The organism is Mesorhizobium subarcticum (assembly GCF_055456085.1).
Genome location: NZ_CM144237.1, coordinates 4,228,595 through 4,244,931 on the forward strand (window position 1 = coordinate 4,228,595; position 16,337 = coordinate 4,244,931).

At 63.9% G+C, this 16,337-nt stretch carries 15 protein-coding genes; 8 read left to right on the forward strand and 7 right to left on the reverse strand.

Annotation, left to right across the window (positions count from 1 at the left end; all coding sequences use genetic code 11):
• Positions 1-32 precede the first annotated feature (32 nt).
• A complete protein-coding gene (locus ACZYHG_RS20610; protein WP_464610137.1) occupies positions 33-461 on the forward strand; it encodes a phasin family protein in 429 nt (142 codons plus the stop codon).
• A 199-nt stretch (positions 462-660) separates the two neighbouring features.
• Positions 661-1,158, forward strand: a complete 498-nt coding sequence (locus ACZYHG_RS20615; protein ID WP_027029393.1) for a MaoC family dehydratase — start codon at positions 661-663, stop codon at positions 1,156-1,158.
• A gap of 53 nt (positions 1,159-1,211) precedes the next feature.
• On the opposite strand, the gene ACZYHG_RS20620 is transcribed toward ACZYHG_RS20615, so the two are convergent.
• On the reverse strand, positions 1,212-2,660 hold the full coding sequence (locus ACZYHG_RS20620; protein ID WP_464610138.1) for an MFS transporter: 1,449 nt from the start codon (positions 2,658-2,660) through the stop codon (positions 1,212-1,214).
• 127 nt (positions 2,661-2,787) lie between these two features.
• Here ACZYHG_RS20620 and ACZYHG_RS20625 point away from each other — a divergent pair, with 127 nt between their 5' ends.
• A complete protein-coding gene (locus tag ACZYHG_RS20625; RefSeq protein ID WP_464610139.1) occupies positions 2,788-3,678 on the forward strand; it encodes a LysR family transcriptional regulator in 891 nt (296 codons plus the stop codon).
• 2 nt (positions 3,679-3,680) lie between these two features.
• On the opposite strand, the gene ACZYHG_RS20630 is transcribed toward ACZYHG_RS20625, so the two are convergent.
• The gene (locus ACZYHG_RS20630; protein ID WP_464610140.1) at positions 3,681-5,099 is read right to left on the reverse strand and encodes an aminotransferase-like domain-containing protein; all 1,419 of its coding nucleotides are present in this window, start codon (positions 5,097-5,099) and stop codon (positions 3,681-3,683) included.
• A 105-nt stretch (positions 5,100-5,204) separates the two neighbouring features.
• On the opposite strand from ACZYHG_RS20630, the gene ACZYHG_RS20635 reads away from it, so the two are divergent.
• The gene (locus tag ACZYHG_RS20635; protein WP_464610141.1) at positions 5,205-6,068 is read left to right on the forward strand and encodes a DMT family transporter; all 864 of its coding nucleotides are present in this window, start codon (positions 5,205-5,207) and stop codon (positions 6,066-6,068) included.
• Positions 6,069-6,088: 20 nt separating this feature from the next.
• Here ACZYHG_RS20635 and ACZYHG_RS20640 read toward each other — a convergent pair whose 3' ends face one another.
• The 3 genes from ACZYHG_RS20640 to ACZYHG_RS20650 all read right to left on the reverse strand — a co-directional run bounded on the left by ACZYHG_RS20640 (position 6,089) and on the right by ACZYHG_RS20650 (position 8,615).
• Positions 6,089-7,129, reverse strand: a complete 1,041-nt coding sequence (locus ACZYHG_RS20640; RefSeq protein WP_464610142.1) for a zinc-dependent alcohol dehydrogenase family protein — start codon at positions 7,127-7,129, stop codon at positions 6,089-6,091.
• A 126-nt stretch (positions 7,130-7,255) separates the two neighbouring features.
• Positions 7,256-7,906 carry a maleylacetoacetate isomerase gene (gene maiA, locus ACZYHG_RS20645; protein ID WP_464610143.1) on the reverse strand — a complete coding sequence of 217 codons (651 nt, stop codon included), beginning with the start codon at positions 7,904-7,906 and terminating at the stop codon, positions 7,256-7,258.
• A gap of 10 nt (positions 7,907-7,916) precedes the next feature.
• Positions 7,917-8,615 carry a fumarylacetoacetate hydrolase family protein gene (locus ACZYHG_RS20650; protein ID WP_464610144.1) on the reverse strand — a complete coding sequence of 233 codons (699 nt, stop codon included), beginning with the start codon at positions 8,613-8,615 and terminating at the stop codon, positions 7,917-7,919.
• Between the two features lie 189 nt (positions 8,616-8,804).
• Here ACZYHG_RS20650 and ACZYHG_RS20655 point away from each other — a divergent pair, with 189 nt between their 5' ends.
• Positions 8,805-9,488 (forward strand): response regulator, encoded by a 684-nt coding sequence (locus ACZYHG_RS20655; protein WP_027029384.1) that lies wholly within the window; start codon positions 8,805-8,807, stop codon positions 9,486-9,488.
• Positions 9,489-9,611: 123 nt separating this feature from the next.
• Here ACZYHG_RS20655 and ACZYHG_RS20660 read toward each other — a convergent pair whose 3' ends face one another.
• Both ACZYHG_RS20660 and ACZYHG_RS20665 read right to left on the reverse strand, forming a co-directional pair.
• The gene (locus ACZYHG_RS20660) at positions 9,612-10,952 is read right to left on the reverse strand and encodes a hybrid sensor histidine kinase/response regulator (protein WP_464610145.1); all 1,341 of its coding nucleotides are present in this window, start codon (positions 10,950-10,952) and stop codon (positions 9,612-9,614) included.
• Positions 10,953-10,956: 4 nt separating this feature from the next.
• Positions 10,957-12,192: an FIST N-terminal domain-containing protein gene (locus tag ACZYHG_RS20665; protein WP_464610146.1), complete on the reverse strand. Its 1,236-nt coding sequence runs from the start codon at positions 12,190-12,192 to the stop codon at positions 10,957-10,959.
• 197 nt (positions 12,193-12,389) lie between these two features.
• Between ACZYHG_RS20665 and ACZYHG_RS20670 the strand changes: the two genes are divergently transcribed.
• The 3 genes from ACZYHG_RS20670 to ACZYHG_RS20680 all read left to right on the forward strand — a co-directional run bounded on the left by ACZYHG_RS20670 (position 12,390) and on the right by ACZYHG_RS20680 (position 16,163).
• Positions 12,390-12,890: a (2Fe-2S)-binding protein gene (locus ACZYHG_RS20670; protein WP_464610147.1), complete on the forward strand. Its 501-nt coding sequence runs from the start codon at positions 12,390-12,392 to the stop codon at positions 12,888-12,890.
• Positions 12,891-13,001: 111 nt separating this feature from the next.
• Entirely contained in the window at positions 13,002-15,353 is a 2,352-nt protein-coding gene (locus ACZYHG_RS20675) for a xanthine dehydrogenase family protein molybdopterin-binding subunit (RefSeq protein WP_464610148.1), read from the forward strand.
• A gap of 12 nt (positions 15,354-15,365) precedes the next feature.
• Positions 15,366-16,163: an FAD binding domain-containing protein gene (locus tag ACZYHG_RS20680; RefSeq protein WP_464610149.1), complete on the forward strand. Its 798-nt coding sequence runs from the start codon at positions 15,366-15,368 to the stop codon at positions 16,161-16,163.
• Positions 16,164-16,337 lie beyond the last annotated feature (174 nt).

The following is a 16,337-nucleotide window of genomic DNA, read 5'->3' on the forward strand; positions in this document are numbered from 1 at the left end:
CCCGCATCCGCGGCGACAGGGGAGAAGACACCATGGCAAAACAACCGGAATCCGATTCCTTCATGGACATGTTCGGCAAGTTTGGCCGCGACCTGAAGGTGCCCAATGTCGATGTCGAGGCAATCCTCGCCCATCATCGCAAGAACCTCGAAGCGCTGGAGAAGGCGGCGCGAGCCAGTGCCACTGGCGCAACCTCGCTGTTATCAAGGCAACGCGAAATGCTGCAGGACACGCTGCGCGAGGTTGCCGAAGTGGCGCAGAGCTACCGGGCGCCCGGCAATCCGCAAGAACTCCTGACCAAGCAGACGGAGTTCGCCAGGAAATCCTTCGAGGCCGCACTTAAAAATGCCGGTGAAGTGGCTGAACTGGCACGGAAATCCGGCACCGAATCGATTGATATCCTGCGCGCGCGGATCAAGGACGCGATGGAGGAAGTCCGCGCCGGCTACGAGAAGAGATAGGTCTGCGTGGCCCGTTGTCCCGCATTCCCCCACACAATTTGGCCGATACTCGTTACCCCAGCATAGTTGCATCCGCGCCACGCGATAGGCGGCATGGCACGATTCGGCCGGAATTCGGCGGAACGGATTCTAGCAAGGCGAATTGACAGGGGCCGTGCGTTCGTGGTCCGGAGGCGCTGCAAGTATCGGGAAAGCAGGAATGACTGAAGTACGGCCTAAAACGCCGCCGACCTACGAGCAGTTGGGGACGATGTCCGGGCAGGAGCTTGGCGTCTCGGAGTGGACCACGGTCGACCAGGACCGTATCAACCAGTTCGCCGAGTGCACTGGCGACCATCAATGGATCCACGTCGATCCCGAACGGGCGCGGCGGCAAAGCCCGTTTCGCACGACGATCGCGCATGGGTACCTGACGCTGTCGATCATCGGCGCGCTGGCGCTCGGCATGGGGATCGTGCCGGAAAACACGCAGGCCGCCTTCAACTATGGCTTCGACAAGGTGCGTTTCCTGGCGCCAGTCAAGGTCGGCGCGCGCATCCGGCTGCGCACGGTCCTGCTTTCCATGGAGGTCAGGGGGCCTGGCCAATATCTGATGAAAGCGGCCAACACAGTCGAGATCGAAGGCGAGGAAAAGCCGGCGCTCGTGGCGGAAACGCTGGTCATGCTTTATGAGCGCCGCAAACGGGCAGGGGCCTAAGCGGGCGTTCCGTTTCCCGGCAGTCGCAAGGAATTTCGCGACGGTTGTTTTGATCATCGGCCTCTGCTCACGGCGCGTGCTGAGCGTAGCGCGAGGACCAGTGCAGTAAGCGCCAGTGCTGTTGCCGTCTGAAAAGTGGTCTGCATCCCGTGGGCGGTGTCCGCGGAACTCAGAAGCTGCTGGCCAAAGCCTTGATGCCCTTCACCTGATGCGATCGCGAATACCGCCCCCATCAAGGATGCGCCGGTGATGAGGCCGAGATTGCGCGACAGGTTGAGCAGGCCCGATATGACGCCGCGCTCGCCGGCACCTACACCGCTCATGACGGCCGCATTGTTGGACGTCTGGAACAATCCATAGCCGAAGCAGGTGACGGCTATCGGAACGACATAGCTGGCAATGCCGAGGCTTGTCATGGCCAGCGAGAGCAGGAATGTGCCTGTTGCAAGGCTGGTGAGGCCGGCGACCATTATCCTGTTGGCTCCGAAGCGATCGGCAAGTCGTCCGGCCAGCAGCGCCGACAGGGCCGAGACGAGCGGCCCGGTCGAAAGCACCAAGCCAACCATCGCGGCATCGAGTCCCAGCCCTCGCGACAAATAGAACGGGGCAACCACCAGGGTCGCCATCATCACCGTGGCGACGATGAGGTTCATGGCCAGACTGGCGCTGAGCCGTGGATCCCGGAAGCTGGCGAGATGAACCAAAGGGTTTTTCACTCTCGCCTGCGTGGCGGCGAAGAGAACAACGCCTGTGCCGGTCGCGGCCAGCAGGCTGACGTTGAGCGCGCCGAAATTGCCTCGGCCAAGCGTCATGGCCAGTGCATAGGCCGCCAGCGTCAGCGCCAGCAGGCCAGTGCCCATCGCGTCGAACTTGCCTTGAGCGGCCTGTGCCGCCTTGCTGCGAGCGGGCAAGGCATACCAGGCGAGGGCGAAGGTCAGGAGGCCGAGCGGGACATTGACCAGGAAGATCGCCCGCCAGCCGAGGCCGGCGATCAGCAGGCCGCCGAGTGATGGGCCGAGTGTCGTGCCGATCGCCGACATGGCGCCGAGCAGGCCCATGGCGCTCCCGGTCCGCTCTTTGCTTACCGTTTCGGCGACAAAGGCCAGCGTCAGCGCCATCATCAACGCCGCGCCAAGCCCTTGCACGGCACGCACGGCGATCAGCAGCCATAGCGTCGGCGCGAGGCCACAGAGCACCGATGCCGAGGTGAAGAGCGCTATGCCGCCGAGCAGCAACGGCCGGCGCCCGAACATGTCGGCTAGCCGCCCGGCGCTGACGATCAGCGTGGTGATGGCAAGGAGATAGGCCAGAACCACCCATTGCACAGCCTGGAACGACGCCCCGAACGCCTGCATCAGCGACGGCAGCCCGACGCTGGCTATGCTGGTTCCGAGCGACGACAGCAGCGTGGCGAGCGACAGGCTTGCCAGCGCCCAGCCGACCGATCGGTTCTGTTGCGGGGCTGACACCAGCCCATCCAGATTTTGCTCGGCGACTGTCATGGCGATCTCCTTTTCGTTGGCCCGTAACGGAGCTCTCGGAGATCTAATCCTGCGCTTGGTGTGGCGAAAGGCGCAGCATTTGCATCATATCAGTGCATCAGACGCCACATCATGTTATGATCCGCGGATGACATCGCCCGATCTCAATCTGCTTTTCGCCCTCGACGCGTTGCTGGCGGAAGGCAGTGTGGCACGCGCCGCGCGCCGTCTGCGGCTCAGCCCTTCGGCGATGAGCCGGACGCTGGCGCGGCTGCGCGAGGCAACGGGCGATCCCCTGCTGGTCCGCGCCGGGCGCGGCCTGGTGGCGACGCCACGCGCTGAGGAATTGCGGCGGCAAGTCGGCCGCGCCGTTCAGGACGCGGAGGTGCTGCTGCGCCCTGCTGAGCTGCTTGATCTCTCAGGCCTGGACAGGGTCTTCACGCTGCGCACCAACGAAGGCTTCGTCGAGGAATTCGGGCCTCGCCTCGTCGCCCGCATCGGGGCCGATGCACCAGGGGTGCGGCTGCGTTTCGCGCCGAAGTCCGACAAGGATGTAATGTCGCTGCGCGAAGCGGCGATCGACCTGGAGATCGGCGTGGCCGGCGAAACCGGGCCCGAAGTGCGCATCCAGGCGCTGTTTCGCGACCGTTTCATCGGTGCCGTTGGAGCGCGCCATCCCTTAAGCGAAGGCACGGTGACGCCCGAGCGCTACGCGGCGGGCCGGCATATCAGTGTTTCGCGGCGTGGTCGCGAGAGAGGGCCGATCGATGAGGCCTTGAGCGGACTTGGCTTGCAGCGGACGGTCGTGTGCATGGTCTCGGGTTTCTCGGCCGCGCTCGCCATGGCGCGCGCCTCGGACTTGGTCGCCAGCGTGCCCGAGCGGCATACGGCCGGTGCGCGCGCAGGCATGCACAGTTTTCCGCTGCCGGTCGCCACAGTGGAAGTCACCATCTCGATGCTCTGGCATCCGCGCCTCGATGCCGACCCGGCGCAACGCTGGCTGCGCGACTGCGTGCGGGAGGTCTGTGCGAGCCGCTGAGATCAAGGCGCCATTGCCGCCTCGACTACCTTGAAAATTCGCGCGTCTTCGCACTGGGCGACGTTGAAGCGCAGGAAGCGGCTGGCAGATTGCGACAGGCTGAACGCATTGCCGGGCGCCAGCACGACATTGTCGGTAAGAGCCCGGCGTGCGACTTCGGCTGCGTCGATGCCATCCGGCAGGCCGCACCACAGGAACAGGCCGGCCGGCTGGTCGATCCAGGGCGTGATGCCGATTGCTTTCAGCCGGGTGCTGGTCTCGACCATGGCGCGCGCGAGCCTCGCGCGCAGCAAATCCATGTGCTTGCGGTAACTGCCGTCCTTCAGCAGCGTCAGCACCAGCTCGGCCGCCAGCCGTCCGCCGCCGAAGGTGGTGGCGATCTTGAGGTCGGTCAGGCCCTCGATCCAGTCGCGGGGCGCGGCGATGAAACCGCAGCGCACCGACGCCGACAGCGTCTTGGAGAAGCTGCCGATCTGGACGACGCGGCTGAGACCATCGAACGCCGCCAGCCTTGGGGCAGGGGTGTGCTCGAAATCGGCGAAGATATCGTCCTCGACAATGGTCAGGTCCGACTGGTCGGCGAGCTTGAGCAAACGGTGCGCGGTCACCGGCGAGAGGATCGCGCCGGTCGGGTTGTGGATGGCCGAGTTGGTGATGTAGAGGCGCGGCCGGTGCTCGGCCAGCGCTTGCGCGAACAGCTCGATATCAGGCCCCGACGGCGTATAGGGCACACTGACGACCTTGGCGCGGTGGGCGCGCAGCAAAGCGTGGAAATTGAAATAGCAGGGGTCGTCGACCAGCACGGTGTCGCCGGGCTCGATCAGGAACCGGCATAGGAGGTCGATGGCCTGGGTGCCCGATTCCGTCAGCATGATCTGTTCGGGGGAGGCTTCGATGCCATGCCCAGCCATACGCCGCGCCAGCAATTGCCGCAGCGCCGGCAGGCCAAGCGGCGTGCCGTAATCGGCAAGCGCGACATCGTCGGCGCGGGCGACCGTGCGCAGTGAGCGACGTAAGCCGGCCTGCGGCATCCAGGACGCCGGCAGCCAGCCGCAGCCGGGTTTCAGGGTCTCGTCGCCGGCGTCCAGCGACTGCCGCGAGACCCAGAGCGGATCGACGGCGCGGTCGAGCCGGGGACCGATCTCAGCCAGCGACAACGGCGCCAGCGTGCCGGCGGCATAGAAACCCGAACCCGGCCGGGAACGGATCGTGCCCTCGGCGGCGAGCCGCTCATAGGCTTCGACCACCGTCGATTTGGACACCTGCATGGATTGGGCGAAGGCGCGGATCGAAGGCAGTCGGGCTCCCGGTGTCAGGCTGCGTGCGGCGATCCGCTGGCGGATGGTCGCCATGACGCTTTCGACGAGGGTGGCGGCGCCCAGGGGCCGCGCATCGTCCTTTTTCAAAGCGAAGTCCGTCATCCGTACTGCTCATCAGGCCATTACAGTTTCCCTGAATTGTACCCCATTGTCTCTGGCTGCGCCATGGCATCTGCCCGATACAGGACGAAAGATAGGGAACCTGGGATGGACAAGACCGCGAGCGGCTGGCTGAACGGATTTATCGGCGTGCTGATCTTCTCAGGCTCGCTGCCGGCGACACGCGTGGCCGTGATGGATTTCGATCCGACATTCGTGACGTCGGCCCGCGCCGCGATTGCCGGACTGCTTGGGTTGGCGATGCTGCTTTTGTTTCGCCAGAAGCGACCGCAGCGCGGGGACCTGGTGTCACTGGTGATCGTCGCACTTGGCGTGGTGGTCGGTTTCCCCTTGCTCACAGCGCTTGCGCTCAAGCACGTCACCTCGGCTCACTCGATCATCTTCGTCGGCCTGCTGCCGCTGGCAACCGCGATCTTCGGCGTGCTGCGCGGCGGTGAGCGTCCGCGACCGGCGTTCTGGCTGTTTTCCTGCATAGGCAGCGCGCTGGTCGCGGGCTTCGCGCTGATGCAAGGGGTGACGGCCTCGCCGGTTGGCGACAGCCTGATGCTCGCCGCCATCGTCGTCTGCGGCCTGGGCTACGCCGAGGGCGCCGCGCTGTCGCGCAAGCTCGGCGGCTGGCAAGTGATTTGCTGGGCGCTGACGCTGTCGCTGCCGATCATGCTGGTGCTGACTTTTGCGACCCTGCCGCCATCCTTTGCCGCCGTCGGCTCCCACGCCTGGATCGGGCTCGCCTACGTCTCGCTGTTCAGCATGCTGATCGGCTTCGTGTTCTGGTACCGTGGCCTGGCGCAAGGCGGGATCGCTGCCGTTGGCCAGTTGCAGTTGCTGCAGCCCTTCTTCGGTCTGGCGCTGGCGGCGACACTGCTGCATGAGCAGGTCAGCCCCATGATGGTGGTCGTTACGCTGGGTGTGGTGACGTGTGTGTTCGGGGCGAAGAAGTTCGCGCGGTAGTTCGGGAGGGACTGCCGCGCCTAGAACTTCGTTACGACCCCAATACCAATCCCCTCAAAACCACCCATCGCCATCAAGGCCGCGGGCGCTTCGTCGAGGCTGATCTTCTTGCCGACCAGCAGTTCGGGCTTCAGCTTGCCGTTTCGGATCATGTCCATCATCGCCTGGTAGCGGTAGGCCTGCATGCCGTGGCTGCCGAGGATTTCGAGCTCGAAGGCGATGACCTTGTCCATCGGCACCTGCGGGCGGGCGTGCTCGCCCAGCATCAGCCCGACCTGCACATGGCGGCCACGCCGGCGCAGATTGGCAATCGAGTTGAACGAGGTGGTCGGGTGGCCGAGCGCGTCCATCGACATATGCGCGCCGCCATTGGTGATCTGCTTGACCGCCTTGACCACATTGGGCGTCGTCGATGCATTGATGGTGGCGACGGCGCCGATCTTTTTGGCAAACTCCAGTTTCTCGACGGTGAGGTCGATGGCGATGACATTGGCGCCCATCGAGCTGGCGATCATGATGGCCGACAGGCCGACACCGCCGCAGCCATGTACCGCCACCCATTCGCCCGGCTTGACCCGGCCCTGGTCAACGATGGCGCGAAACGAGGTGACGAAACGGCAGCCGAGGCTGGCGGCGGTGGCGTATTCCATCTCATCAGGCAAGCGCACGAGGTTGGTGTCGGCATGCTCGATGCCGACATATTCGGCGAACGAGCCCCAGCCGGTGAAGCCCGGCTGCGTCTGGTGCTCGCAGACCTGATGGTTGCCCGAGGTGCATTCGAAGCAGCGGCCGCAGCCGACGGCGAACGGCACTGTCACGCGGTCGCCGGCTTTCCAGCGGGTGACCTGCTTGCCGGCTGCAACCACGATGCCGGCCAGTTCATGGCCAGGAACATGCGGCAGCGTGATGCCGTCATCATGGCCCATCCAGCCATGCCAGTCGCTACGGCACAGCCCCGTCGCCTCGACCTTGATGACGACGCCATCGGCAGCCGGCTTCGGATCGGGGACGGTCTGGATCGTCGGCGCTTCGCCGAACTTTTCGAAGACGACGGCTTTCATTGGTCACTCCACCCTTTAGACGGCACGCATTGCCGGAAACGATAGCCGATTCCTTGGCTGGTCAAGCGGAAATCGATTCCGCCAGACATGCTGCTCTGGATGCTGATGCTACGTGGACCAATGAGCTTACTCGGCATCGATCTGGTTCTGCGGCGCGGCTTTCTGGAAGGCCGGCAGCGCCATGCAGGCGGCGTTGATGCGCGTGATCGTCGGGTAGGGCGCGAGGTCGACGCCGAAGCGGGCGTTGCTGGTGATCTGTGCTGCCAGGCAGATATCGGCGAGACCCGGTGCCTCGCCGTGGCAGAACGTTCCGGTCTGCGGCGAGGAAGCCAGGATCTTTTCAAGCGGCTGAAAACCTTCGTTCACCCAGTGGCGGAACCAGTTGATGACGTCCTGGTCGCCGGCGCCGAACAGGGTGCGCAGCGAGGTCAGCACACGCAGATTGTTCACCGGGTGGATGTCGCAGGCGATCATCTGCGCCAGCATCCTCACACGCGCCCGGCCGAGTGCATCCCTGGGCAGCAAGGGCGGTTTGGGCTGGATCTCGTCGAGATATTCGATGATCGCCAGCGACTGCGTCAGAAGCGTGCCGCCGTCGAGCACCAATGCCGGCACCAGCCCTTGCGGATTGACCGCGAGATAGGATGGTTCCAGGTGCTCGCCATGGCGCAGATGATGCGGGACGTAGTCATAGCTCAGCCCCTTCATCTCCAGAGCGATCCGAACCCGATAGGAGGTGGAGGAGCGATAGTAATTGTGCAGGACGATGTCGTTCATGGCATGTCGCTCATAACCGGGGCTGGCCGATCGTCACTTCAATCGTGCCGATGCCGTCGACACCGCCGGTCATCGTCTCGCCCGGTTTGACCGCGCCGACACCGGCCGGCGTGCCGGTGAAGATCAGGTCGCCGGCCTGCAATTCGACGCCCTCGCTGCAGATCGAGACGATGTCGGCGATTGGCCAGATCAGCTCAGCGAGGTCGGCGTCCTGTTTCACCGCGCCGTCGACGGCGAGCCAGATGCGGCCTTTCGCGGGGTGCCCGGATTTCTGCGCGGGAACGAGCGGGCCGCAGGGCGCGGAGCGGTCGAAGGCCTTCGACCAATCCCATGGCCGTGCCGTCTTCTTGGCAATATCCTGAAGGTCGCGGCGGGTGAGGTCGATGCCGACGCCATAGCCCCAGACATGATCAAGCGCCTGGTCGCGGGCAATGCGAAAACCTGCCGTACCGATCGCCACCACGAGTTCGATTTCGAAATGCAGGTTTTCGGTCAGCGGCGGGTAGGGGATCTCGCTGCCGGAATCGGCGACCGCGTCGGCCGGCTTGGTAAAGAAGAAGGGCGGATCGCGTTCATCATTGCCGAACTCGCGGGCATGCGCCGCATAGTTGCGGCCGACACAAAAAATTCGACGGACGGCGAAACGTTCGCGGGAGCCCGCAATGGCGACCGAAGGCGTTGGCGGGGCGGGAAGAACAAAGTCGGTCATGGTCTGTCTCTGCAGGAAGGTCACGGGCACCTTTGACCGATTTCGGGGGCCGGGCAAGCGTCGCATTTGGCGCAGCAGCGATTAGCAAAAGATCGTGCAAGGAATCCGGATGGCGGCGGTATACTATTTGGCAATAATCCGGCCATGGTCACGGGACTATGGTGTGGCGGGTAAACCGGAACGAGCCACATGACAGCAGCCAACGATCGCGCCCGGTTCCTGATCATCGACGACCATCCGCTGTTTCGCGAGGCGCTGCACAGCGCCGTGCAGATGGCCTATCCGGAGGTCGACACGGTGGAGGCGCGTTCGATCACCGAGGCGTTTGAACTTCTGGCCGATGCCAAGCCGTTCGACCTTGCGCTGCTCGATCTCTCAATGCCCGACGTGCACGGCTTCGACGGGCTGCTGCAGCTCAGGACCCGCTATCCGCGCCTGCCGGTGGTCATCGTGTCGGGCTATGAGGAGCCCAAGATCATTTCCGAGGCCTTGTCCTATGGTGCTGCCGGTTTCATCCCGAAATCGGCGCGCAAGAGCGATCTGGCCGCCGCCATCCGCTCGGTGATGGACGGCGCGATCTATGTGCCGGAAACCTATGAAGGCCAGCCGGCGGACGCCGACAGCGTCGACCGAGCCGACATGGTCCAGCGCCTGTCCAAGCTGACGCCGCAGCAATTGCGGGTGCTGCAGATGCTGCGGCAGGGCCTGCTCAACAAACAGATCGCCTATGAGCTGCAGGTCGGCGAGACCACTGTGAAGGCGCATGTCTCGGAGATATTGCGCAAGCTCAATGTGTACAGCCGCACGCAGGCGGTGATCGAGGTTTCGAAGCTGGATAATGCCGAGCTGTTTCGGGATCAGGCGGGGTTTTAATCTTTTACCCTCCCCCTTGTGGGGAGGGTCGATCTGCGAAGCGGAGCGGGGTGGGGGAGCTTAGCGCTGCACCCCACCCCCGCGCGCCGCGCCGACCCTCCCCATCAAGGGCAGGGTAAGCCCCTAAGCCAGCAGATGCGCCAGCAGCGCCCTTAGCTGCGCCGGCTTCAGCGGCTTGCGCATCAGTTCGATGCCGCCGGCGCGGGCTGCCTTGGCGACTTCCTCGGAACTGTCGGCGGTGACGATCAGCGCCGGCACGGCGCGGCCGAGGTAGTCGCGGACTTCCGATATGGTGGCGGTGCCGAGATCGCCGCCGTCGAGATGCTGGTCGGCAATGACGATGTCGGGCACCCAGTCGGTGTCGCCGAGCAGGTCCATTGCATCGTCGGTCGAGGTCGCGGACCGCACCAGGCACTGCCAGCGCTCGAGCAGGAAGGTCATGGCCTCCAGCACCTCGATGTCGTTCTCGACCAGCAGCACCTTGGTGCCGAACAGGCCGTAGCCGCGCGACCGCTCCAGGCTGGTGGCGCTGGCGATGGCGTCGGCGGGCGCGCCGATTCCGACGGGGACATCGATGTGGAAGATCGTACCGCGCCCGACCTTCGACGAGAAGGTCACGGGATGGCCGAGCGCGCCGGCCATGCGGCGCACGATGGCAAGCCCGAGCCCGAGACCGTTGCCGTCACGTTCCGAACCGGCCGGTGAGGTGCCGCGATGGAATTCCTCGAACACCGCCTCGCGCTGGTCCTCGGGAATGCCGCAGCCGGTATCGGCGACATCGATGCGGATCGTGTCGCCGCGATGGCGCGTGCCGACCAGGACGCCGCCCGAACGTGTATAGCCCAGCGCGTTGGAGAGGATGTTCTGCAGGATGCGGCGCAGCAGCGTGCGGTCGGAACGGACGACGGCACCGACCGGCCGGAACTTCAACGACAGGCCTTTCATTTCCGCGACCGGCTGGAAATCAGAGCGCAGCGACGAGAACAGCGCCTCCAGGCTGACATCACCGATATCGGGCTGCACCACGCCGGCGTCGAGCTTGGAGATGTCGAGCAAGGTGCGCAGCAGGTCCTCCATCGTTTCCAGCGAGCGTTCGACCTGGCGCACCAGCTTCCGGCCTTCGTCGCTGGTCTGGACCTCGGCGAGTGCCGACACGGACAGGTGGGCCGCGTTCAGCGGCTGCAGCACGTCATGGCTGGCGGCGGCGAGGAACCTCGTCTTGGAGAGGTTCGCCAGCTCGGCATTTTCCTTGGCGGCGCTGAGATCGATGTTGGATTGTTCCAGCCGGCGCAGCGTCGAGTGCAGCTCTTCCGTGCGCGTACGCACGCGGTTTTCCAGCGAGATCGCGGTCTGGAACAGCGAAAAGGCATTGCCTTGCTGGTCCATCGAGCGCTCGACGCGGCTGACCAGGGCGGCGTTGATCTTCTTCAGCTTTTCGAGGTCGTTTATGTCCTTGAGCGGCATCTTGTCATTCCGCTGCTTGCCGTTCGCCGAAGGCAATGCCGGTGAAGGTCTGGTTCAAATGCATCGACCGGTACTGTTCGCCATAGGTGCCAAAGCCGATGACCTTGTTGACCCGGTAGAGCTCCGAAATGTCGCGAAAGACCTGCCGGTTGCGCGCATCGAGCCGGCGCAGCACGCAGTCGAAGCCGAGGATCATGTCGATCCCGCCCAGCCTCTCCTCGACTTCGCGCAGGGCCGCGCGTGTCGATTCGACCATGTCCTTGGGCTGGGCGATCGACAGCACGACACCGTCATCGATGGCGCAGAAGAACGACAGCGAGCCGTCCGGATGCATCCTCTGGATCGAGCGGCAGTAATATTCGCCGCCCACCTTCACCACCACCGGATGCGAGGCGAAGCTCAACGGCGTCAGGGTCTGCGGCATGATGCCGACGGAAGCGGCATACTCCTCCGCCGCATTGGTGGCGTTGAACTCGCGCACGATGCGGTGATCGGCGTCGGACGCCGTCACCACCAGCTTTTCGTCGGTGGGAACGAAATTGTCGGTCTTGAAGACGTGGAACGGAATTTCCGTTGATATCAGCACGATGATGGCACTATCCGAGGTGACCCTGCCGTTGGAGATCAGGCGCGTCGTCTCGAATTTCAGATCGTCGCCGGCCGAGCCGCCGAGCAGCGGTATGTCGTCGAGCCCCCAATGGATGGCGGAGCTGACCGCTTCCTCGGCATAGGACAGCCCGTCGATGAAGCAGAGCGCGAAGGTGTTGCTGGTCTGCTCCACGTCAACCCGGCCGCGCAGCGTGCGCCGCAAGGCCTCGACCTCGCCCGTGATCCTGTCCATGCCCGACGAGGACAAATTGTCGACCATGGTGCTGACCGCGGTAAATGCGACCGAGGGAAGCAGCATCGCCAGCATATGGCCTTCCTCGAGCCCTTGCGGCGTGATCTCGCCGGCGGTGGAACAGCCGGCATGATGGAGTCCTGGCGCGTGGGCCATGAGTGCCCGCGACAGGGCCCCGGCCTCGACAAGGCTCTGGGAAAAGAAGACGAGGGCAAAGCCGGCGTTGATTGCGGCGGCCTCGATGGCCACCGCGCGTGCGAAAACATCCGGGTCGGGCTCGTCCGTGGTCAGCGCCGACAAGCCGCATGCGTAGCGTGTCCGTGAACTGGCCAGCGGCGTTCTCCGAAATTCCTCCGACGCATTTTTGTGCGCGTCGGGCGCGCCAGCGTCGGTCGGCATTGTTGCCCCCAATCCGTGCTTTGGCAATGGGTCGACTGGCAATGCAACTTTGGGCTTGGCCATGACCGAAAGTACAAGGTTCAGCGTTTTCGGCGCGCTGTTTTTTGCCCGTTATGCAGTGTACGAATAACGCATGGCCGAAGTGCCAGCGGCGCGTTGGCAGCGTGACGACCAAGGTTGATACCCAGGGAGGATTCATGTCTGATATTTCGTTTGTTGTGAACGGAAGGCGAATCAGCGGCGCCGCCGAGGATCGAACGCTTCTGGTTCATTTCCTGCGCGAGAATCTCGGCCTGACAGGCACGCATGTCGGTTGCGACACCTCGCAATGCGGGGCCTGCGTCGTCCATGTCGACGGCAAAGCGGTGAAGTCCTGCACCATGCTCGCTGCACAGGCCTCCGGGTCGACCATTGTGACGATCGAAGGCCTCGCCAACGGTGCCGACCTGCATGCAGTGCAGGCAGCCTTCAAGGAACATCACGGCCTGCAATGCGGCTTCTGCACGCCAGGCATGATCATGACGGCGACCGACATGATCAACCGCCATCCCGAAGGCCTCGACGAGGCCACGGTGCGCGCCGAGCTGGAGGGCAACATCTGCCGCTGCACCGGCTACCACAACATCGTCAAGGCGATCCTCGCCGCATCGAAGACGATGGCGAAGGTGTCGAAGAGCAAGGCGAAACAAGCAGCGTGAACGAGGCAGTAGGGCAGTAAGGCAGTAGGGCAGCAGGGAACCGGAGCCAATCTTTCCCTCTGCGGTACTGCCCTACCCACCTACTCCCCTACAATCTCGGGAGGAATTTCTATGGGTATTGAAGGTGTTGGCGCTCGGGTCGCGCGCAAAGAAGACAAAAGGTTCATCACCGGCGCCGGCCGCTATGTCGACGACATGGTGGTTCCCGGCATGAAGCATGCGGCCTTCGTGCGCAGCCCGCACGCGCATGCGCAGATCAAGAAGATCGACGTGAAGAAGGCGCAAGCCATGCCCGGCGTCATCGGCGTGCTGACCGGCAAGGAGCTCAAGGCCGACGGCATCGGCAATTTGATCTGCGGCTGGATGATCCATTCCAAGGACGGTTCGCCGATGAAGATGGGGGCGTGGTCGCCGCTCGCTTTCGACAAGGTCCGCTATGTCGGCGACGCGGTGGTCATCGTGGTCGCCGAGACCAAGGGCCAGGCCCGCGACGCGGCCGAGGCGGTCGAGATCACCTACAAGGAACTGAAGGCTGTCGTCGATGCCTCGAAGGCCATGGACAAGGGCGCGCCGCAGATCCATCCGGAGGCCGAAAACAACCTGATCTTCGACTGGGACATCGGCAATGCCGACGACACCGCCGCCGCCTTCAAGAAGGCAGCCCATGTCGTCAAGATGGACATCATCAACAACCGGTTGGTTCCCAATGCCATGGAGCCGCGCGCCGCACTTGGCCATTACGACAAGGCCGAGGACCACTACACCTGCTGGACGACGTCGCAGAACCCGCATGTCGCGCGGCTCGTGATGAGCGCCTTCTACAATGTCGCGCCGGAAAACAAGTTGCGCGTCATCGCGCCGGATGTCGGCGGCGGCTTCGGCTCGAAGATCTATATCTACCCGGAAGAGCTGGTCTGCCTGTGGGCCTCGAAGAAGACCGGCGTTCCGGTGAAATGGGTGGCCGACCGCACTGAAAGCTTCCTCACCGACGCGCATGGCCGCGACCATCACACCCATGCCGAAATGGCCTTCGATAAGGATCACAAGATCCTTGGTCTCAAGGTCGAGACGCAGGCCAATCTCGGCGCCTACATGTCGCTGTTCTCGTCGGCAACACCGACCTATCTCTACGCGACGCTGCTGTCGGGCCAGTACAACATCCCGGCGATCCACGCCAATGTGAAGGCGATCTACACCAACACCGCACCCGTCGATGCCTATCGCGGGGCAGGGCGGCCGGAAGCGACGTTCGTCATGGAACGCCTGATGGAGACTGCCGCACGCCAGTTCGGCGTTTCGCCGGCGGATTTACGACGCAAGAACTTCGTCACCTCGTTTCCGCACCAGACGCCGGTCATCATGTGCTACGACGCCGGTGACTATGCGGCTTCGCTCGATGCGGCCATGAAGGCTTCGGACTACGCCGGCTTTGCCAAGCGCAAGGCAGCCGCCGCCAAAAAGGGACTGCTGCGCGGCATCGGCATGAGCTGCTACATCGAGGCCTGCGGCATCGCGCCCTCGGCGGCGGTAGGCAGCCTTGGCGCCGGTGTCGGCCTGTGGGAATCGGCGGAGGTGCGCGTCAACGCCGTTGGCACGATCGAGGTGCTGACCGGCTCGCACAGCCATGGCCAGGGCCACGAGACAACGTTCGCGCAACTGGTCAACGAGCGCTTTGGCGTACCGATCGATTCGGTTTCGATCGTCCATGGCGATACCGACAAGGTGCAGATGGGCATGGGCACCTATGGTTCGCGCTCGGGCGCGGTCGGCATGTCGGCCATCGTCAAGGCGCTCGACAAGGTCGAGGCCAAGGCCAAGAAGATCGCCGCCCACCTGCTCGAGGCCGATGAGGGCGACATCATCATCGAGAATGGTGCGCTGAAGGTCGCCGGCACAGACAAGAATGTGCCGTGGTTCCAGATGGCGCTTGCCGCCTACACTGCTCACAATCTGCCGGGCGGCATGGAACCCGGCTTGAAGGAGACGGCGTTCTACGACCCGTCGAACTTCACCTTTCCGGCGGGCTGCTACATCTGCGAGGTCGAGGTCGATCCGGAGACCGGCACGACGGAGATCATACAGTTCGTGGCCGCCGATGATTTCGGCAACATTATCAACCCGATGATCGTCGAGGGCCAGGTGCATGGCGGTATTGCCCAAGGCATCGGCCAGGCGCTGCTGGAAGGGGCTCACTATGACGCCGGCGGACAGCTGCTGACGGCCAGCTACATGGACTACACAATGCCGCGCGCCGGCGATCTGCCGTCATTCAAGGTCTCGACTTCGAACACGCCATGCCCGGGCAATCCGTTGGGGATCAAGGGCTGCGGCGAGGCGGGTGCCATCGGCTCGCCGCCGGCGGTGATCAACGCCATCACCGATGCCATCGGCAGCAATGAACTCGCCATGCCTGCTTCGCCGTCCACCGTGTGGGCAGCGATCCGCGCCGCGACGAAGCACTGAGGAGGAACAACCATGTACTCGGTCAACTATCACCGCGCCGCCTCGGTCGCTGACGCCGCCAAGCTCGTGAAGAGTGGCGACGCCAAGCTGCTCTCCGGCGGCATGACCTTGATCCCAGCCATGAAGACGCGGTTGGCGGCACCCTCCGACCTTGTCGATCTGTCACGCATAAGGGATTTGCAGGGGATAAAAGTGTCGGGCAAGACGGTCACCATCGGCGCTGCCACCACGCATTTCGATGTCGCCAATGACGAGAAGCTGCGTAAGGCCTGTCCGGCGGTTGCCCATCTGGCATCGCTGATCGGCGATCCGGCGGTGCGTCACAAGGGCACGATCGGCGGCTCGATCGCCAACAACGATCCGGCGGCGGACTATCCGGCCGCACTGCTGGCGCTCGGTGCCACCATCGTCACCAACAAGCGCGAGATACCGGCCGACAAATTCTTCAAGGGCCTGTTCGAAACGGCATTGAAGGATGGCGAGATCGTCACGGCGGTTACCTTCACCGCGCCGGCAAAGGCGGCTTACGAGAAATTCCGCAATCCGGCCTCGCGCTACGCGATCGTCGGCGTGTTCGTGGCCAAGGGCAAGGACGGTGTCAGCGTTGCCGTAACCGGCGCCGGCGACGACGGTGTCTTCCGCTCCCAAGAAATCGAAGCAGCACTGGCAAAGAATTTTGACGCTGCGTCACTGGCCGGCGTCAAGGTGCCGGCGAAGAACCTGATGAGCGACATCCACGCTTCCGCCGACTACCGCGCCAATTTGATCGCGGTCATGGCCAAGCGTGCCGTCGCGGCAGCCAACGCCTGACGCGACGAGCAGTTATCGACAAGGAAAGGGGCCATCGTGGCCCCTTTTTCGCATGCGGCGGCCTGTACTGCCCAGAATTGCGTCAGCGCACCATCCGTTTGCTTGAAGCAAATCCGGCGGCTTGCTGCCCAAGGAACTGCCTTGGCAGTAATCTCGCACTTGCACAAATTTATA